Here is a 17,666-nt window from a genome sequence, read left to right on the forward strand (position 1 = left end):
GTGCCTAGGCTGCCGGGCATGACACCTCGACTCGATCTCATCGGCATCGTCACCGACGATCTCGCCGCTTCGCTCGCCTTCTACCGCCTTCTCGGCGTGGACGTCCCCGACGGCGCGGAGCGGGAGCCGCACGTCGAGACCGTGCTGCCCGGCGGGGTGCGGCTCGCCTGGGACACCGTGGAGACCATCAGGAGCTTCCGGCCCGGGTGGACGCCGGCCCCGGGCGGGCAGCGGCTGGGGCTTGCGTTCCTGTGCGACGGCCCGGCCGACGTGGACCGGCGGTACGCGGAGCTGACGGGCGCGGGCCACGCGGGGGAGACCGCGCCGTTCGACGCGCCGTGGGGGCAGCGTTACGCGGTCGTCTCGGACCCGGACGGCAACAGCGTGGACCTCTTCGCGCCCCTCGGCTGAACGGCGGACACCGGCGCGCCCGTCAGCCCCTTCACCTCCCGCGCCAGGTGCGCCTGGTCGGCGTAGCCGGCGCGGGCCGCGACCTCCGCCAGGGGCAGGCCCGTCCGGGCCAGGGCCAGCGCCCGCCGCATCCGCAGCACCCGGGCCAGCGTCTTGGGCCCGTAGCCGAACGCCGCGAGGCTACGGCGGCGCAGTTGCCGCTCGCTCAGGCCCAGCAGCGCGGCCGTGTCGGCGACGCCGAGGCCGCGCCCGAGCGCGGCGACCGCCGCGCGCCGCCACGGGCCGGGCGGGTCCGCGCGGCGCGGCCGCCCGGCCGCCACCGCCTCCAGCGCGGCGCCGGGGTCGGGGGCGGCGGCGACGCGTTCGGCCAGCTCGCGCACCCGCTCCGGCGGCCAGAGGTCGGCCAGGGGCACCCGCAGGTCGGTGAGTTCGTCGGCGGGGACACCGAAGACGTCGGGCCCGGCCCCCGGCTCGAAGCGCACCCCGGTGTACCGGGCGCCGACCGTCCGTCCGAACAGGTGGGCCCGCGTGTCCGGGCCCGCGACCAGCAGCAGGCCGCCGTTCCAGATCAGATCCGTGCAGCCGTCCGGCAGGATCCGCCCGGTCGGCCCCGGACCGCATGTCCACACGACCGTCCCGCCGCCGAGCCGCGAGGGCCGTTCCCGGTACATGCCGTCCAGGATGGCACGCCACCCCCGTGCATCCGTTATGCCCGTATTGCGGCACTTCGTGGGCCGGGTTAGAACGGAGGCACCGGCGGGGGGGCAGCCGCACCCAGGGGCGGACCATGCGCGACACGGAGTTCCAGACCCGCCCCGGCGACGCGTCCGCCCCCCTCACCCCGGTCCTCGCCTTCCAGCTCTCCGTGGACGGCCTCCCGGCCTGTCTGTGGCTCAAGCTCGAGTCGCACAACGCCCACGGCTCCGTCAAGGACCGCACGGCGCTCGCCCTCTGGCGCGACGTCGCCCCCCGCGTGCACCCCGACACCGGCCTCATCGAGTCCACGTCGGGCAACCTCGGCGTCGCCCTCGCCGCGATCGCCGCCGACCACGGCGTGCCGTTCACCGCCGTCACGGACCCCCGCAGCCCGGCCTCCGTCGTCGCCGCCATCCGCGCCCTGCGCGGCACCGTGGTGACCGTCGACCGGCCCGACGGCGCCGGCGGCTACCTCCTCAGCCGCCTCGCCCACATACGCGAACGGCTCGCCGCCCAGCCCCGCCTCGTCTGGCCCAACCAGTACGCCAACCCGGCCAACCCCCGCGCCCACGCCGAGGGCACCGCGCCCGAACTCTGGTCCCAGACCGGGCGCCGCCCGGCCCGCGTCCTGGTGGCCGTCTCCACCGGCGGCACCCTCGCCGGCTTCCGCGACTTCGTCGCCGGCGCCCGCCCCGACTGGGAGCTGGTCGGCGTGGACGTCACCGGCTCCGCCGCCCTCGGCGGCACCCCCGGACGCCGTCTGCTGTCCGGCATCGGCGCCAGCCGGCCGTCGTCCTTCCTCCCCGGCGGCCACCACCCGGCCGTGCGGGTCACGCCCCGGGACGCGGTCGGCGCGTGCCTGTGGTTCGCCGACGCGACCGGCGTCGCCGTCGGCGCCAGCTCCGGCGCGCTGATCGCCGCCGCGCTGCGCCTGTTCCGCGCCGCCCCGGGCCGCGCCGACATCGCCTGCCTGTGCCCCGACGGCGCCGCCCCGTACGGCGAGACGGTGTACTCCGCGCACTGGCGCCGCCGCAACGGCGTCGATCCCCCCGGCGACTTCGCACGCGGCGTCCACGTCATCGGCTCCGGCCGGCCCCCCGAGCGAGCCCCCGCCGGAACCGGGCGGACGCCATGACGCGCGACTGGTACGAACGGGCCGGGGTCCGCACCGGTCCGCGCCGCCGTCCCGGCGCCGGACTGCGCGACGAACTCGACGCCGGGCGCCTGTACTTCCCCCCGGACCTGGTGCCGTACCACGACCACCCGCTGGTCCAGGCCCTGCCCGCGCGGCGCCGCGACGAGCTGCTCGCCCGGCACCTCTTCCACTACCTCACGTTCACCGCCCACTTCGAGACCCGCGTCGTCAACCGCGCCACCGAACGCATCGCCGGCGGGCGCGGCGGCGTCGAGACCGGCACCGATGTCCGCCTCGACGCCTACCGCATCTACTGCGACGAGGGCTACCACTCCCTCTACAGCCTCGACGTCGTCGACCAGATCTCCACCGCCACCGGCATCGCCCCGCTGCCGTACGCCTTCGACCCGTTCCTGCGGCGCCTGGACGCCACCGGGGCCCGCGCCTTTCCCGAGAGCCCCGTCCTCGCCCAGCTTCTCCAGGTCGTCGTCTTCGAGACCCTGATCACCGGCATCCTCAGCGACATCCCGCCGGACGACCGCGTCCTCACCGTGGTCCGCGACATCGTCCGCGACCACGCCCGGGACGAGGGCTGGCACCACGCGTTCTTCTCCCGCTTCTTCCGCGAGCTGTGGGCGCAGCAGTCCGCCGCCGACCGGGCCCGGATCGCCCGCTGCGCGCCCGCCCGGCACGTCGAGGGCGCCGCCTGCCGTTCCCTCGCCATGCCGGGCGCCGTCGAGAGCGACGACGGGCCCGCCGCCTTCGGCCTGAAGCTGATCAACGCCGCCACCAGCAACCCCGGCCACGGCCACGAACGCGCCGGGGGCGTGGCGTTCCTCTTCGACCCCGAGACCGCGCGCCCCCGGGTCCTCGCCGAGGCCGGGTGGCTCAGCGCCGCCCGCACCGCCGCGTACACCGTGGTCAGCCTCACCCACCTCGGCCCCCGGCGCTGGGACGCGATGACCCTCGTCGGCTGCGGCACCCTCGCCCGCGCCCACATCGACCTCGCCGCCCGCGCCTTCCCCGGCCTCGCCCGGCTCCACCTCCACGACCTCGCCCCCCCCCGCGCCGAGGCACTCGCCGACAGAGACCGCGATCCCCCAACGATCCCCCCTCCCCCCGCCCCCGCCAGCGCCCGAGGTTAATAAGGCACCCCGGCGGACCCGACGCCGGCCACCGCCCCGCACCGCCAGGAGAGATGAGACGCCCATGCTCAACCCCGCCCGCGTCCTCACCTACCAGCACCTCACCGCAGGCGACCTGATCCCGCCCCCCTCGCCCCGGGTCTTCTTCGACCCCGCCGACACCGAGACCGGCGTCTGGGTCGCCCGCGACCTCATCACCGAGGGCTGCTCCGTCCTGGACCTCGGCGCCGGGAGCGGCGCCGCCGCCGCGGCCATGGCCCGCGCCGGAGCCGCCCGCGTCCACGGCGTCGACTCGGGCCCCGAATCCGTCGCCTGGGCCGCCGAGCACTACGCCTCCCCCGGCGGCGACCCGCGCGTCACGATCGCCCAGGCCGACTTCGCCCGCCTCACCACCGACGAACTGCTCGCCACCGTCCCCGGCCCGCTGCCCCGGCCCCTCGTCGTCACCAGCAACCCGCCGTACGTCCCGCTCGCCGAACGAGCCGACGCGCGGCGCCCGTCCATCAGCGGCGGCGCCGACGGGCTCAAGTGGGTGCCCGCGATCATCGGCCACGCCCGCGCCCTCGGCAGCGACCTCGGACTCACCGTCGCCAGCTACTCCACCCCGCGCCGCGCCGCACACCTGCTGCGCACCGCCGGGTACCGCATCGCCGGGATCACCCTGTGCCCGCTGCCGCTGGGCGAGTTCACCCTCCGCCACCTGGAACAGATCCTCGCCCTCGAACAGAGCGGCGAAGCCGTCCTCTGGCGGCGCCCCGACGACCCCACCCCCCCCCCCCCCCCCCCCCGCCCCCCCCCCCCCCGGCCCGCCCCCCCCCCCCCCCTCCCCCGCCCCCCCGCCCCCCCGCGCCCCGCCCCCCCCCCGGACGCCGCCCCCGCCTCGGAAAAAAACATACAGAACCAAAGCATGACCCACCCACACTGGCTCTCCACCCACATATGACAACATCCTCAAATACGACCTCGCCCGCCCCCGCGCCGAGGCACTCGCCGACTGGATCCGCCACCACCACCCCCGGCTCACCGCCCACGTCCACGACGACCCGCGCGACGCCGTACGCGCCGCCACCGTGCTGGTCACCACGACGACCAGCGACCGCGGCTGGCTGCCCGCCGCGTGGCTGAGGCCGGGCACGTTCATCGCGCACGTCTCGCTCGACGACCTGCTGCCGGACGTCTTCCACGGCGCGCGGGGCCTGTTCGTGGACGACATCGGTCTCGTCCGGGACAACCCGCGCCGGGTCCTCGGCCGCCTGATGCGCGACGACGGCGTCACGCCCGACGGCACCCTCGGCCAGGTCCTCACCGGGCGCGTGCCCGCCGTACGGCCCACCACCGGCCATGTCGTCAGCAACCCGTTCGGCATGGCCGTCCTCGACGTCGGGCTCCTCGACGCCGTCCACCGCGTGGCCCGGGCCAAGGGGTACGGGCACGACCTCGCCCTCCTGTGAACCGGCCGCGCCCAACCCCCAGCCCCCGCACGTGAGATGAGAAGCCCATGGACGACACCCCCGCCACCGGCCTGTTCTCCCTGGCCGACCTGGACCCCGCCACCGTCACCGCCCTCGCCCGCCGCTCCGCCGCCCTCCACCGCGACCCGCGCGACCACGACCGCCCCCTCGACGGGCAGGCGGCGGGCGTCCTGTTCACGAAGCCCTCCACCCGGACCCGGACCGCGTTCACGGTCGGCGCCCTCCGCCTCGGCGCCACCCCCGTCACCTACGGCCCCGACGACCTCCAGCTCAACACCGGCGAGACCGTCGCCGACACCGGCCGGGTCCTCGGCGCCATGCTCGACCTCCTGGTCGCCCGCACCGCCGGTCCCCTCGACGACCTCCGCGCCCTGTCCCGCGCCGGGCGCCTGCCCGTCGTCAACGCCATGGCCGCGCAGGAGCACCCCACCCAGGCCGTCGCCGACCTCGCCACCCTCCTCACCGTCCACGGCACGGACCTGACCGGCATCCGCCTGCTCTACGTGGGCGAGGGCAACAACACCGCCGTCGCCCTCGCGCACGCCCTCGCCGCCGTCCCCGGCGCCCACGCCACCTTCGCCTGCCCCGCCGGATACGGCCTCCCCGAGGCGGCGCTGAAGGCCGCCACCCGCCGCGCCGGCACCACCGGCGCCGTCGTCGAGCAGATCCACGACCTCGACCTGGCCCCCGACCACATCGACGTGCTCTACACCACCCGCTGGCAGACCACCGGCACCGCCAAGCCCGACCCCGACTGGCGCGAGGTCTTCCGCCCCTTCCACGTCGGCCCGCGCCTCATGGACCGCTGGCCCGGCGCCGCGTTCATGCACGACCTCCCCGCCCACCGGGGCGACGAGGTCGCCGGGGCGGTCCTCGACGGCCCCCGTTCCCTGGCCTGGACACAGGCCGCGATGAAACTGCCCGGCGCCATGGCCGTCCTGGAATGGACCGCCCACACCGCCCACACCATCCGTACCCGCCTCTTCTACTCCTCTGACGCCGCCGCCGTCACCGCCCGCACCTCCCGTCCTTATTATTATGTTTCGCAAAGCAGAAGTCGCCAAGGGAGTTTGCGCCCGGTTAGGTGGCCCGGAAGATGTTTATAAGGGAAAGTGGGTGTTCGCCGCGCCCTCCCGCAGCGACGTCTCCACCAGCGCCCGCACCAGCCCGGCGAACATCTCCGCCTCGTCCACCCGCACCTGCACATCCACCGCCCGCACCTCCAGCGTCGGGTACCGGTCCGACAGCCGCGCCTGCCAGTAGAGCTGGCCGCGTCCGCGCACCACCCCGGAGCCCAGCAGCGCGCTGACGCGCCGCTCGTAGTCGCCCACCCCCGCGAACACGGGCGGCGGCCCGCTCACCGGCCACCGCCCGAAGACCACCGTCCGCCAGCTCGCGAACCCCGTGTCCCGCCCGTCCGCCAGCGGCGAGTTCGCCCCCATCGCGACCAGCACCGGAAGCCACGGCCGCACCCGGTTCAGCGCGTCCACCCCGGCACCGCGGCCCGGCACCCCGACATGGACGTGCATCCCGTTGATCGCGTGCGCGTGGATCACCGGCGGCGTGTCCTGGGCCAGCGCCCGGTACCGGGGTTCGTCCGTCACCAGCGACGACGCCCGGCCCTCGAACGGCTCCGAGCCCGTCATCGCCACCCGGCACCCCACCGCCACGGCCGCCTCGCCCGCGACCCGCCGCAGCCGTGCCAGATGCCCGGCCACCTCGTCCAGGTCGCCGCAGACCGGGGTGGCCACCTCCACCTGCGAGCGCAGCAGCTCCGCCCCCACCTCGCCGCCCGCCAGCGCCCGCACCCGCGCCGACCGCGCCACCGGGGCCCCGTCCGCCGGGTCCAGCAGCAGATACTCCTCCTCGACACCCACCGTGATCATGCCTCGCATCATGACGCAGACCCGCCCCGGGCACCGCTCACGGCTTTACATCACCGATTTACATAAATACTTGATACGATCGCGGTGTGACCGCCCACCCCGACCCCGCCGAGCTGGACGTCGCCGAACTGACCGCCGTGCTGGAGGACTTCACCCGGGTCTTCATCACCCTCCCGAGGGTGGAGCGGCTCAGCTTCACCACGCTCTCCGTGCTCCACACCCTCCGCCACGACGGGCCCAAGCGGCTCGGTGAGCTGACCGCCGGCGAGCAGGTCACCCAGCCGGCGATCACCCAGATCGTGACCCGGCTGGAGCGCGACGGCCTGGTCGAGCGCCGGCCGGACCCCTCGGACGGCCGCGCCGTCCTGGTCCGCGTCACGCCGAGGGGCGCCGAGGTCGTGGACGGCCGGCGCGCGGACCGCACGGCACGCCTGGCGGAGCTCACCGCCGGGCTCACCCCGGCGGACCGGACGGCCCTCGCCGCGGCCCTGCCCGCCCTGGCGCGCCTGACCGCGCTGCACCGGCGGCGCGCGGGTGAGGACGACGCGGGTGACGACGACGCGGGTCAGCACGACGAGAGGACAGGACGACGATGAGCCACCGCACCGGACCCCGCCCGTTCCCGCTGAAGCCGACCCCGATCCATGTGCCCGACGACGTGCTCACCGACCTGCGGCGGCGGCTCGACCTCACCCGCTGGCCCGACGACGCGGGCAACCGGGACGGCTTCTACGGCGTCGACCGCGTCCGCCTGCGGGAGCTGGTGGACCACTGGCGCACCGGCTACGACTGGCGCCGCGCCGAGGCCGCGATCAACGCGTACGAGCACTACCGGGTCGAGGTCGACGGCGTACCGGTCCACTTCATGCGCCGGCCAGGAGCCGGCCCCGACCCGACGCCGCTGATCCTCACGCACGGCTGGCCGTGGACGTTCTGGCACTGGTCGAAGGTCGTGGACCCCCTCGCCGACCCGGGCGCGTACGGCGGCGACCCGGCCGAGGCGTTCGACGTGATCGTGCCGTCCTTCCCGGGCTTCGGGTTCTCCACCCCGCTGCCCGACCACCCGGACATGAACTTCTGGAAGGTCGCCGACCTCTGGCACACTCTCATGACCCGGACCCTGGGCCACGCCAAGTACGCCGCCGCCGGCTGCGACGTCGGCGCCCTGGTCACCGCCCAGCTCGGCCACAAGTACGCGGACGAGCTGTACGGCATCCACATCGGCTCCGGGCTGAAGCTCTCCCTGTTCAACGGGGACCGCGCGTGGGACATCAGCGGCGGCCGGCCCCTCCCCGAGGGGGTCCCCGCCGAGGTCAGGGACCGGATGGTCACCCTGGAGAAGCGCTTCGCCGTCCACCTCGCCGCCCACATGCTCGCCCCCAGCACCCTCGCCCACGGGCTGTCCGACTCACCGGCCGGGATGCTCGCCTGGCTCCTCGAACGCTGGACGAAGTGGAGCGACAGCGGCGGCGACGTCGAAACCGTCTTCAGCAAGGACGACCTGCTGACCCACGCGATGATCTTCTGGGTCACCAACTCCATCGGCACGTCGATCCGCACCTACGCCAACAACAACCGCTACCCGTGGACCCCGTCCCACGACCGGTGGCCGGTCGTCGAGGCACCCACCGGCATCACCTTCGTCGCGTACGAGAACCCGCCCGGCGTCACCACCGACCAGCGCGTGCGGCACTTCCTCGACAGCGACCGGGCCGACTGGTACCACCACGTCAACCTCACCGTCCACGACCACGGCGGCCACTTCATCCCCTGGGAGATCCCCGACGCCTGGACGACCGACCTCCGCCGCACCTTCCGCACCCGCCGCTGACCCTCAGGCCGGGCGCGCAGGGCCGCGCGCCGGGCCGGTCAGAAGCCGCCCTCCATGTTCACGAAGCGCGAGTAGTGGCCCTGGAACGCCACGGTGATCGTCGCCGTCGGGCCGTTCCTGTGCTTGGCCACGATCAGGTCCGCCTCGCCCGCCCGGGGGGACTCCTTCTCGTAGGCGTCCTCCCGGTGCAGCAGGATCACCATGTCCGCGTCCTGCTCGATCGAGCCCGACTCGCGCAGGTCCGACACCATCGGCCGCTTGTCGGTGCGCTGCTCCGGACCTCGGTTGAGCTGGGAGAGCGCCACCACCGGGACCTCCAGCTCCTTCGCCAGCAGCTTCAGGTTCCGCGACATCTCGGAGACCTCCTGCTGACGGCTCTCCGGCCGCCGGCTCCCGCCCGTCTGCATGAGCTGGAGGTAGTCGATGATCACCAACTGGAGGGCGTTGCGCTGCTTCAGCCGGCGGCACTTCGCCCGGATCTCCATCATCGACAGGTTCGGCGAGTCGTCGATGTACAGCGGGGCCTCGTTCACCTCGGCCATCTGCCGGGCCAGCCGGTTCCAGTCCTCGTCCGTCATGCTGCCCGACCGCATGTGGTGCAGCGCCACCCGCGCCTCCGCCGACAGCAGCCGCATCGCGATCTCGTTCCGCCCCATCTCCAGCGAGAAGATGACGCTCGGCAGCTTGTGCTTGATGGAACACGTCCGCGCGAAGTCCAGCGCCAGCGTGGACTTGCCCATCGCCGGGCGGGCCGCGATCACGATCATCTGCCCGGGGTGCAGCCCGTTCGTCAGCGAGTCCAGGTCGGTGAATCCGGTGGGCACGCCCGTCATCTCGCCGCTGCGGTTGCTGATCGCCTCGATCTCGTCGAGGGTGCCCTCCATGATCTCGCCCAGCGGCAGATAGTCCTCCGACGTCCGCTGCTCGGTGACCGCGTAGACCTCCGCCTGTGCCGAGTTGACGATGTCGTCCACATCGCCGTCCGCCGCATACCCCATCTGGGTGATGCGGGTACCGGCCTGCACCAGGCGCCGCAGCACCGCCCGGTCGTGCACGATCTCCGCGTAGTACTCCGCGTTCGCCGCCGTCGGCACCGTGTGGACGAGCGAGTGCACATAGCCCGCGCCGCCCACCTTCGCCAGCTCGCCGCGCTTGGTCAGCTCCGCCGAGACGGTGATCGGGTCGGCCGGCTCGCCCTTCGCGTACAGGTCGAGGATCGCGGCGTAGATCGTCTCGTGCGCCGGCTTGTAGAAGTCCTGGCCGCGCAGCACCTCCACCACGTCCGCGATGGCGTCCTTGGACAGCAGCATGCCGCCCAGCACCGACTGCTCGGCCGCCAGGTCCTGCGGCGGCACCCGCTCGAACGCCGCGCGGGCCTCGCCCCCGCCGTCCCCGGGGTCCCCGGCGTCCCGCGAGTCGAAGCTCCGGCGCGGCCGGGACACGGACAGGGGCTGATCCGCCTCGCCGTCCCACGAGGGCCCCGCATGCTCGTCGAGCTCGGTCACCGACCCCGCCTCCTCCCGGCCGCAGCCGCCGCGTCACCGCTCGTCCTCACGACACAGCTCTTTCCTACGGCACAGCTCTGACATTTCCGCGCCGGGCGGGGACCTACGGTACGGCCCGGGAAGGACAGGACCAACCAAGTTATCCACAGGCTATGTGGATTTCAGATCGGTCCCTGTGGATGACTCGGCGATTCCTGTGGACGAAGCGGGGGACGACGCTGTGGAGAACTCCGGCGCCCCCCTGGCACGCCCTCGCTGACCTGCGGTTTCTTCATCCACTGCCTGTGTGCGGGAAAAAGTTGGCACCGCGTGCGCCGATCCTGGCACCGAGGGCGGACCATCACACCGCGGCGACCCCCAAGTAAGGGCCAGTGAGCCCTTGCGTCCATTACCTGTGGATGTTTGGATCGGACCATGTCCCCAGCGTCACCGAGCATGCGCCGCCACGACCGGGAGATACTCGCCCTCGCCCTCCCCGCCTTCGGAGCGCTGGTCGCCGAGCCGCTCTTCCTGATGGCCGACAGCGCCATGGTCGGCCACCTCGGCACCCCCCAGCTCGCCGGTCTCGGCGTCGCCGCCGCCCTGCTCACCACGACCGTCAACGTCTTCGTCTTCCTCGCCTACGCGACCACCGCCGCCGTCGCCCGCAGCGTCGGCGCCCGCGACCTGCCCGCCGCCATCCGGCAGGGCATGGACGGCATCTGGCTCGCCGTCGTCCTCGGCGCCGTCCTGGTCGCCGCCGTGCTGCCGACCGCCTCGGCCCTCGTCGACGCCTTCGGCGCCTCCGCCACCGCCACCCCGCACGCCGTCACCTACCTGCGGATCAGCGCGCTCGGCATCCCCCCGATGCTGGTCGTCCTCGCCGCGACCGGCGTGCTGCGCGGCCTCCAGGACACCCGCACCCCGCTCTACGTCGCCGTCGGCGGCTTCGGCGCCAACATCGCGCTCAACGCCCTGTTCCTCTACGGCCTCGGCTGGGGTGTCGCCGGCTCCGCGTGGGGGACCGTGCTCGCCCAGACCGGGATGGCCGCCGTCTACCTCCGCGTCGTCGTCCGGGGCGCCCGCGCCCACGGCGCCGGCCTGCGGCCCAGCGCCGCCGGCATCCTCGCCGGCGCCAGGGCCGGCGTACCGCTGCTGATCCGCACGCTCTCGCTGCGCGGGGTGCTCCTCATCGCCACCGCCGTCGCCGCCCGGATGGGCGACACCGACATCGCGGCCCACCAGATCGGGCTGACCGTCTGGATCCTGCTGGCCTTCGCGCTGGACGCCATCGCCATCGCCGGCCAGGCCATCATCGGGCGCTACCTCGGCGCGGACGACGCGGACGGCGCGCGGGCCGCCTGCCGCCGCATGGTGTGGTGGGGAACGGTGACCGGGGCCGGGCTGGCCGTGCTGGTGGCGGCGTCCAGCCCGCTGATCCTGCGGCTGTTCACCGGCGACTCCGAGGTGCGGAACGACCTGCTGCCGGTGCTCCTGGTGATCGCGGTGACGGCGCCGCTCTCGGGCGTCGTCTTCGTCCTCGACGGGGTGCTGATGGGCGCCGGGGACGGGCCCTACCTCGCCGGGGCGATGCTGCTGACGCTCGCCGTGTTCGCACCGGCCGCGCTGCTGGTGCCGGTCCTCGGCGGCGGCGTCACCGCCCTGTGGTGGACGATCGCCGGGCTGTCGATGACCGTCCGGCTCGTCACCCTCACCCTGCGGGCCAGAACCGGCCGCTGGCTGGTGACCGGAGCGGTGCGGACCTGACCGGCCACGCCGCGGGAACGGCCGCGACGGCCCCAGGACGGCCGGGAAGGCCGCGCCCCCGGCGCGGGGGCGCGGCCTCCAGCGGTGTCACTTCGCGGACTCGACCTGGAGGCCGACGTTCGCGACGACCTCGGGGTGCAGCCGGACCGAGATCCGGTGCGTGCCGAGGCTCTTGATCGGCGTGCTCAGCTCGATCCGGCGCTTGTCGACATCGGGGCCGCCCGCGGTCTTCACCGCGGAGGCGATGTCGGCCGGGGTGACGGAGCCGAAGAGGCGACCGCCGGTGCCGGCGCGGACCTTGAGCCGGACGGTGACGCCTTCGAGCTGGGCCTTCACGTCGTTGGCCTGCTCGACCGAGGCGATCTCGCGGATCTTGCGACCGCGGCGGATCTGCTCGACGTCCTTCTCGCCGCCCTTGGTCCAGCGGATGGCCACACCGCGGGGCAGCAGGAAGTTACGGGCGTACCCGTCCTTCACCTCGACGATGTCGCCGGCGGTACCGAGGCCGGAGACCTCACTGGTCAGGATGATCTTCATGACGCTTCGGTCACCCTTCCTTAGCGAGCGGTGGAGGTGTAGGGCAGCAGCGCCATCTCACGGCTGTTCTTCACGGCGGTGGCGACATCGCGCTGGTGCTGGGTGCAGTTGCCGGTGACCCGGCGGGCACGGATCTTGCCGCGGTCGGAGATGAACTTCCGCAGCAGGTTCGTGTCCTTGTAGTCGACGTAGGAGATCTTCTCCTTGCAGAACACGCAAACCTTCTTCTTGGGCTTGCGCGCGGGCGGCTTCGCCATGGTGTCTCTCCGGTGAAATCAAAAGAAGTGTGAGTGCGGGGTCGAACGCGCCCGTCAGAAGGGCGGCTCGTCCGAGTAGCCACCGCTCGTTCTGCTAACCCTTTTCGCCCATGTATACAGTACAACTTTTTTTTTTTTTGCAAGCAGAAGACGGCATGCGAGTTTTCTGCCTGTCTCGTGGGTTCGGGTATGTGTATAAGAGACAGGACCGCCGCGGGCGGCGGAACGGGTGACCTTGGCGGTCGCGCTGCGCAGGCTGGGGCCGACCTCGTCGACCTCCAGCTCGAAGACCGTGCGCTTCACACCGTCCCGGTCCTCGTAGGACCGCTGCTTCAGCCGGCCCTGGACGATGACGCGGGTGCCCTTGGTGAGCGACTCCGCGACGTTCTCCGCCGCCTGCCGCCAGACCGAGCAGGTGAGGAACAGGCTCTCGCCGTCCCGCCACTCGCTGGTCTGCCGGTCGAAGACACGCGGCGTGGACGCGACACGGAACTTCGCGACCGCCGCACCGGATGGGGTGAAGCGCAGCTCGGGATCGTCGACCAGGTTGCCGACGACCGTGATGACGGTCTCGCCTGCCATTGGGGGTACCTCTCGGCGCGGGTTAACTGCTGATGCTGCGATGATTACTTATGGCACTGACAGTGCTACTCGGCGTACCCGGACGCTCGCTGAGCGGTAGGGCCCTGGAGCCCCGGACTCAGTGGGTCGCGGGGCGGAGGACCTTGGTCCGCATGACCGACTCGTTCAGGTTCATCTGCCGGTCGAGCTCCTTGACGACGGCAGGCTCGGCCTGGAGGTCGATCACGGAGTAGATGCCCTCGGGCTTCTTGTTGATCTCATAGGCGAGACGGCGGCGGCCCCACGTGTCGACCTTCTCGACCTTGCCGTTGGCCTCACGGACGACGGAAAGGAAGCTCTCGATCAAGGGGGAGACCGAACGCTCTTCGAGATCGGGGTCGAGGATGACCATCACCTCGTAGTGACGCATGCGAAAACCCACCTCCTCTGGACTCGGGCGGCCACGGACGATCCGTGGCAGGAGGGTCGTGATGCGATTCCGCTCCGCGGGAGACGCGCGCGTTCCCCAGGAGAGCGGAAAGTACACCGTACCCGCTTGTCTCCCCGGGTTGAAATCCAGTGCGAGAACGGAGCAATCTGGACATCTCGGGGATTCACGGCGAGGAGGTGCCTCATGGCGCACACGGCGCACCACGGCCCGATGGCCCGGGTGGGTTCGTGGCTGAACACGGACGGCAGGCCGCATCCGGTGGAGAACGGTCTCGCGGCGGTGACGCTGCTGCTCGGGGCGGTCGCGGTGATCACGGCGATCTTCCCCGCACTGCACGCGGTGAGCTGCTGGACGGGTCTGGTGGGGATCGCGACGGGCGGCTGGACCCAGTTGATCTCGGCGACGACGGCGCAGCGTTTCGTGGCGGTGACCGGGCTGGGAGCGGCGGCGGTCGGGTTCTACCTCGGGATGGCGAACGGCGGCATGTTCGGCTGATCCCGGGCGGGCGGGCCCGCCACCGCGCGTCCCGGCCGGGGGGCGGGCGCCGTTAGGCTTCCGGCAGACCCTGCGATTGATGCCGGAGGAGCGCCCCCGTATGAGTCTGACCCTAGGGACCATCAGCCGCGAGCAGCATGTGGCCTATGTCCGGTCGCTGCCCTCCGCCAGCCATATGCAGGTGCCGGCCTGGGGGGACGTCAAGGCGGAGTGGCGTTCGGAGTCGCTCGGCTGGTTCGGGCCGGGCGGCGAGATCGTGGGCGCGGGGCTGGTGCTGTACCGGCAGATTCCCCGGCTGAAGCGGTACTTGGCGTATCTGCCGGAGGGTCCGGTGATCAACTGGTACGCGCCGAACCTGGACGAGTGGCTGAAGCCGATGCTGGCGCACCTGAAGCAGCAGGGCGCGTTCTCGGTGAAGATGGGCCCGCCGGTGGTGATCCGGCGGTGGAACGCGGGGGCCGTCAAGGCGGGTATCCAGAACCCCGACGCGAAGCGGCTGCGGGACGTCGAGGCGACGTTCATCGAGCCCCGGGCTTTCGAGGTCGCGGACCGGCTGCGGCGGATGGGCTGGCAGCAGGGCGAGGACGAGGGCGCCGGATTCGGGGACGTGCAGCCCCGGTATGTGTTCCAGATCCCGCTGAAGGACCGTTCGCTGGAGGATGTCCACAAGGGCTTCAACCAGTTGTGGCGGCGGAATATCAAGAAGGCCGAGAAGGCCGGCGTCGAGGTCGTGCGGGGCGGCTACGACGATCTGGAGACGTGGCAGCGGCTGTACGAGGTGACGGCGGAACGGGACCGGTTCCGGCCGCGTCCGCTGGGCTACTTCCAGCGCATGTGGCGGTCGCTGAACGCGGAGGACCCGGACCGCATGCGCCTGTATCTCGCGATGCACGAGGGTGAGGCGGTGGCCGCCGCGACGATGCTGATCGTCGGTGGCCACGTCTGGTATTCGTACGGGGCTTCCGCCAACCACAAGCGGGAGGTCCGCCCGTCGAACGCGATGCAGTGGCGGATGCTCCAGGACGCGCACGCGCTCGGGGCACACGTGTACGACCTACGGGGGATCGGTGACTCGTTGGAGGACACCGACCATCTCTTCGGCCTTATCCAGTTCAAGGTGGGGACGGGCGGTGAGGCGGCGGAGTATCTCGGCGAGTGGGACTTCCCGCTCAATAAGCTTCTCCACAAGGCGCTCGACATCTATATGTCGCGGCGCTGAATCTTCCCTCGCAGAGGTAGCGAAAAGAAAGGGTCTCACCGGCCATGGCGCTCACCCTTTATGTCGACACCGACCGCTGGCGGGCGCACCAGCGGTCGGTGGTCGCCGATTTCCCCGACCTGGTGCCCGTGTGCAAGGGCAATGGTTATGGCTTCGGCCATGACCGGCTGGCGGAGGAGACGTCCTCGCTGGAACTCGACACCCTGGCCGTGGGCACCACCTATGAGGCCGAGGCGATGAAGGACCGGTTCAGCGGGGACATCCTGGTGCTGACGCCGTACCGGCGGTCCGAGGAGCCGGTGCCGCTGCCGGACCGGGTGATCCGCTCGGCGTCGTCGGTCGACGGGGTGTACGGGCTGGTGGGGTCCCGGGTCGTCGTCGAGGTGATGAGTTCGATGCGGCGGCACGGGGTGCTGCCGTCGGACCTGGGGAAGCTGCAGTCGGCGCTGGAGGACGTGCGGCTGGAGGGGTTCGCCATCCATCTGCCGCTGGACCGGACGGACGGGACCGACGCGGTGGAGGAGGTCATCGGCTGGATGGACCGGCTGCGGGCCGCGCGGTTGCCGCTGCACACGATGTTCGTGAGCCATCTGACGTCGGAGCAGTTGGCGCGGCTGCGGCAGCAGTTCCCGCAGACGCGGTTCCGGGCGCGGATCGGGACGCGGCTGTGGCTGGGGGACCACCAGGCGACGGAGTACCGGGCGGCGGTGCTGGACGTGACGCCGGTGGGCAAGGGCGACCGGTTCGGGTACCGGCAGCAGAAGGCCCCGGGCACGGGCTGGCTGGCGGTGGTGGCGGGGGGCACGTCGCACGGGGTCGGTCTGGAGGCGCCGAAGGCGCTGCACGGGATGACGTCGCGGGCGAAGGGGATGGCGCGGGCGAGCCTGGCGACGGTGAACCGGAACCTCTCGCCGTTCGTGTGGGACGGCAAGCAGCGGTGGTTCGCGGAGCCGCCGCACATGCAGGTGTCGATCCTGTTCGTGCCGGACGACGCGAAGGCGCCGAAGGTGGGGGACGAGTTCCGGGTGATCCTGCGGCACACGACGACGACGGTGGACCGTTTCGTGGACCGCTGAGGCACCGCCGCCGGGCGCGAGGGGGCCCGGCGGGAACACGCGAAGGCGGCGGCCCCGGGATGACCGGGGCCGCCGCCTTTCCGCCTTGCGCGCCTTCTCGGCGTGGGCCGCCGTGGGCCGGGCGCGGTGTCAGCGCGGGATCAGCTCTCCAGCTCGCCGCTGATGAACTTCTCGACGTTGTCGCGGGCGACATCGTCGAAGACCTGCACGGGCGGGGACTTCATGAAGTACGCCGACGCGGAGAGGATCGGGCCGCCGATGCCGCGGTCCTTGGCGATCTTCGCGGCGCGCAGGGCGTCGATGATGACGCCGGCGGAGTTCGGGGAGTCCCAGACCTCCAGCTTGTACTCCAGGCTCAGCGGAACGTCGCCGAAGGCACGGCCCTCGAGGCGGACGTAGGCCCACTTGCGGTCGTCGAGCCAGGCGACGTAGTCCGACGGGCCGATGTGGACGTTCTTCTCGCCGAGGTCCCGGTCGGGGATCTGGGAGGTGACGGCCTGGGTCTTGGAGATCTTCTTGGACTCCAGCCGGTCGCGCTCCAGCATGTTCTTGAAGTCCATGTTGCCGCCGACGTTGAGCTGCATCGTGCGGTCGAGGATGACGCCGCGGTCCTCGAAGAGCTTGGCCATCACGCGGTGGGTGATGGTGGCGCCCACCTGGGACTTGATGTCGTCGCCCACGATCGGGACGCCGGCCGCGGTGAACTTGTCGGCCCACTCCTTGGTGCCGGCGATGAAGACGGGCAGCGCGTTGACGAAGGCGACCTTGGCGTCGATGGCGCACTGCGCGTAGAACTTGGCGGCGTCCTCCGAGCCGACGGGCATGTAGCAGACGAGCACGTCGGCGCGCGTCTCCTTGAGGACCCGCACGACGTCGACCGGGTCGGCGTCGGACTCGACGATGGTCTCGCGGTAGTACTTGCCCAGCCCGTCGTGGGTCTCGCCACGCTGCACGGTCACGCCGGTGGGAGGCACGTCGCAGATCTTGATGGTGTTGTTCTCGCTGGCGCCGATGGCCTCGGAGAGGTCGGTGCCGACCTTCTTCGCGTCGACGTCGAAGGCGGCCACGAACTCGATGTCCGAGACGTGGTAGTCGCCGAACTGGACATGCATCAGACCCGGGACCCGGCTGTCCGGGGCGGCGTCCTTGTAGTACTCGACGCCCTGTACCAGCGATGCGGCGCAGTTGCCCACGCCGGCGATGGCTACGCGAACCGAACCCATTCCGGTTGCTCCCTGTGTGT

The 17,666-nt window shown here is 72.2% G+C and carries 19 protein-coding genes; 12 read left to right on the forward strand and 7 right to left on the reverse strand.

Features of this window, described 5'->3' with window-relative positions:
- Positions 1-18 precede the first annotated feature (18 nt).
- Entirely contained in the window at positions 19-411 is a 393-nt protein-coding gene (locus BN2279_RS15675) for a VOC family protein (RefSeq protein WP_059010048.1), read from the forward strand.
- Here the strand turns inward: BN2279_RS15675 and BN2279_RS15680 are convergent.
- Entirely contained in the window at positions 351-1,082 is a 732-nt protein-coding gene (locus BN2279_RS15680; RefSeq protein WP_059010050.1) for a helix-turn-helix transcriptional regulator, read from the reverse strand. The two genes, BN2279_RS15675 and BN2279_RS15680, sit on opposite strands and share 61 nt — an antisense overlap.
- A gap of 116 nt (positions 1,083-1,198) precedes the next feature.
- On the opposite strand from BN2279_RS15680, the gene BN2279_RS15685 reads away from it, so the two are divergent.
- The 5 genes from BN2279_RS15685 to BN2279_RS15705 all read left to right on the forward strand — a co-directional run bounded on the left by BN2279_RS15685 (position 1,199) and on the right by BN2279_RS15705 (position 5,965).
- Complete coding sequence (locus tag BN2279_RS15685; RefSeq protein WP_059010051.1) at positions 1,199-2,242, forward strand: pyridoxal-phosphate dependent enzyme; 1,044 nt, start codon at positions 1,199-1,201, stop codon at positions 2,240-2,242.
- Positions 2,239-3,387, forward strand: coding sequence for a diiron oxygenase (locus tag BN2279_RS15690; RefSeq protein ID WP_059010054.1), 1,149 nt, complete (start codon positions 2,239-2,241; stop codon positions 3,385-3,387). Before BN2279_RS15685 ends, BN2279_RS15690 begins: the two co-directional genes overlap by 4 nt.
- A 64-nt stretch (positions 3,388-3,451) precedes the next feature.
- Positions 3,452-4,330, forward strand: coding sequence for a methyltransferase domain-containing protein (locus BN2279_RS31070; RefSeq protein WP_059010056.1), 879 nt, complete (start codon positions 3,452-3,454; stop codon positions 4,328-4,330).
- 4 nt (positions 4,331-4,334) lie between these two features.
- Positions 4,335-4,838: a hypothetical protein gene (locus BN2279_RS15700; protein ID WP_079032192.1), complete on the forward strand. Its 504-nt coding sequence runs from the start codon at positions 4,335-4,337 to the stop codon at positions 4,836-4,838.
- 47 nt (positions 4,839-4,885) lie between these two features.
- Positions 4,886-5,965, forward strand: a complete 1,080-nt coding sequence (locus BN2279_RS15705; protein WP_079032193.1) for an ornithine carbamoyltransferase — start codon at positions 4,886-4,888, stop codon at positions 5,963-5,965.
- Here the strand turns inward: BN2279_RS15705 and BN2279_RS15710 are convergent.
- Positions 5,960-6,745, reverse strand: coding sequence for a carboxylate-amine ligase (locus tag BN2279_RS15710; protein WP_059010059.1), 786 nt, complete (start codon positions 6,743-6,745; stop codon positions 5,960-5,962). The two genes, BN2279_RS15705 and BN2279_RS15710, sit on opposite strands and share 6 nt — an antisense overlap.
- A gap of 86 nt (positions 6,746-6,831) precedes the next feature.
- On the opposite strand from BN2279_RS15710, the gene BN2279_RS15715 reads away from it, so the two are divergent.
- Positions 6,832-7,341 (forward strand): MarR family winged helix-turn-helix transcriptional regulator, encoded by a 510-nt coding sequence (locus tag BN2279_RS15715; protein WP_059010061.1) that lies wholly within the window; start codon positions 6,832-6,834, stop codon positions 7,339-7,341.
- Complete coding sequence (locus tag BN2279_RS15720; protein ID WP_059010064.1) at positions 7,338-8,576, forward strand: epoxide hydrolase family protein; 1,239 nt, start codon at positions 7,338-7,340, stop codon at positions 8,574-8,576. The genes BN2279_RS15715 and BN2279_RS15720 overlap by 4 nt, the downstream gene beginning before the upstream one ends.
- Positions 8,577-8,614: 38 nt before the next feature.
- Here BN2279_RS15720 and dnaB read toward each other — a convergent pair whose 3' ends face one another.
- Positions 8,615-10,024: a replicative DNA helicase gene (gene dnaB, locus BN2279_RS15725; protein WP_059010879.1), complete on the reverse strand. Its 1,410-nt coding sequence runs from the start codon at positions 10,022-10,024 to the stop codon at positions 8,615-8,617.
- Between the two features lie 471 nt (positions 10,025-10,495).
- Between dnaB and BN2279_RS15730 the strand changes: the two genes are divergently transcribed.
- Positions 10,496-11,827: an MATE family efflux transporter gene (locus BN2279_RS15730; RefSeq protein ID WP_059010066.1), complete on the forward strand. Its 1,332-nt coding sequence runs from the start codon at positions 10,496-10,498 to the stop codon at positions 11,825-11,827.
- An 87-nt stretch (positions 11,828-11,914) separates the two neighbouring features.
- Here the strand turns inward: BN2279_RS15730 and rplI are convergent, their stop codons facing one another.
- The 3 genes from rplI to rpsF form a co-directional block, all read right to left on the reverse strand.
- Positions 11,915-12,364, reverse strand: a complete 450-nt coding sequence (gene rplI / locus BN2279_RS15735; RefSeq protein WP_059010068.1) for a 50S ribosomal protein L9 — start codon at positions 12,362-12,364, stop codon at positions 11,915-11,917.
- Positions 12,365-12,384: 20 nt separating this feature from the next.
- Positions 12,385-12,621, reverse strand: a complete 237-nt coding sequence (rpsR, locus tag BN2279_RS15740; protein WP_003978893.1) for a 30S ribosomal protein S18 — start codon at positions 12,619-12,621, stop codon at positions 12,385-12,387.
- A 700-nt stretch (positions 12,622-13,321) separates the two neighbouring features.
- Positions 13,322-13,612 (reverse strand): 30S ribosomal protein S6, encoded by a 291-nt coding sequence (rpsF, locus tag BN2279_RS15750; RefSeq protein WP_059010069.1) that lies wholly within the window; start codon positions 13,610-13,612, stop codon positions 13,322-13,324.
- A gap of 204 nt (positions 13,613-13,816) precedes the next feature.
- Here rpsF and BN2279_RS15755 point away from each other — a divergent pair, with 204 nt between their 5' ends.
- From BN2279_RS15755 to BN2279_RS15765, 3 genes are all read left to right on the forward strand, one after another.
- The gene (locus BN2279_RS15755; RefSeq protein WP_059010071.1) at positions 13,817-14,128 is read left to right on the forward strand and encodes a hypothetical protein; all 312 of its coding nucleotides are present in this window, start codon (positions 13,817-13,819) and stop codon (positions 14,126-14,128) included.
- A 100-nt stretch (positions 14,129-14,228) separates the two neighbouring features.
- Entirely contained in the window at positions 14,229-15,347 is a 1,119-nt protein-coding gene (locus BN2279_RS15760; RefSeq protein WP_059010073.1) for a lipid II:glycine glycyltransferase FemX, read from the forward strand.
- Positions 15,348-15,391: 44 nt separating this feature from the next.
- Positions 15,392-16,423, forward strand: a complete 1,032-nt coding sequence (locus BN2279_RS15765; protein WP_059010075.1) for an alanine racemase — start codon at positions 15,392-15,394, stop codon at positions 16,421-16,423.
- Between the two features lie 140 nt (positions 16,424-16,563).
- Here the strand turns inward: BN2279_RS15765 and BN2279_RS15770 are convergent, their stop codons facing one another.
- Complete coding sequence (locus BN2279_RS15770; RefSeq protein WP_059010077.1) at positions 16,564-17,646, reverse strand: inositol-3-phosphate synthase; 1,083 nt, start codon at positions 17,644-17,646, stop codon at positions 16,564-16,566.
- Between the last annotated feature and the right edge of the window lie 20 nt (positions 17,647-17,666).

The organism is Streptomyces specialis, from assembly GCF_001493375.1.
GTDB lineage: Bacteria > Actinomycetota > Actinomycetes > Streptomycetales > Streptomycetaceae > Streptomyces > Streptomyces specialis.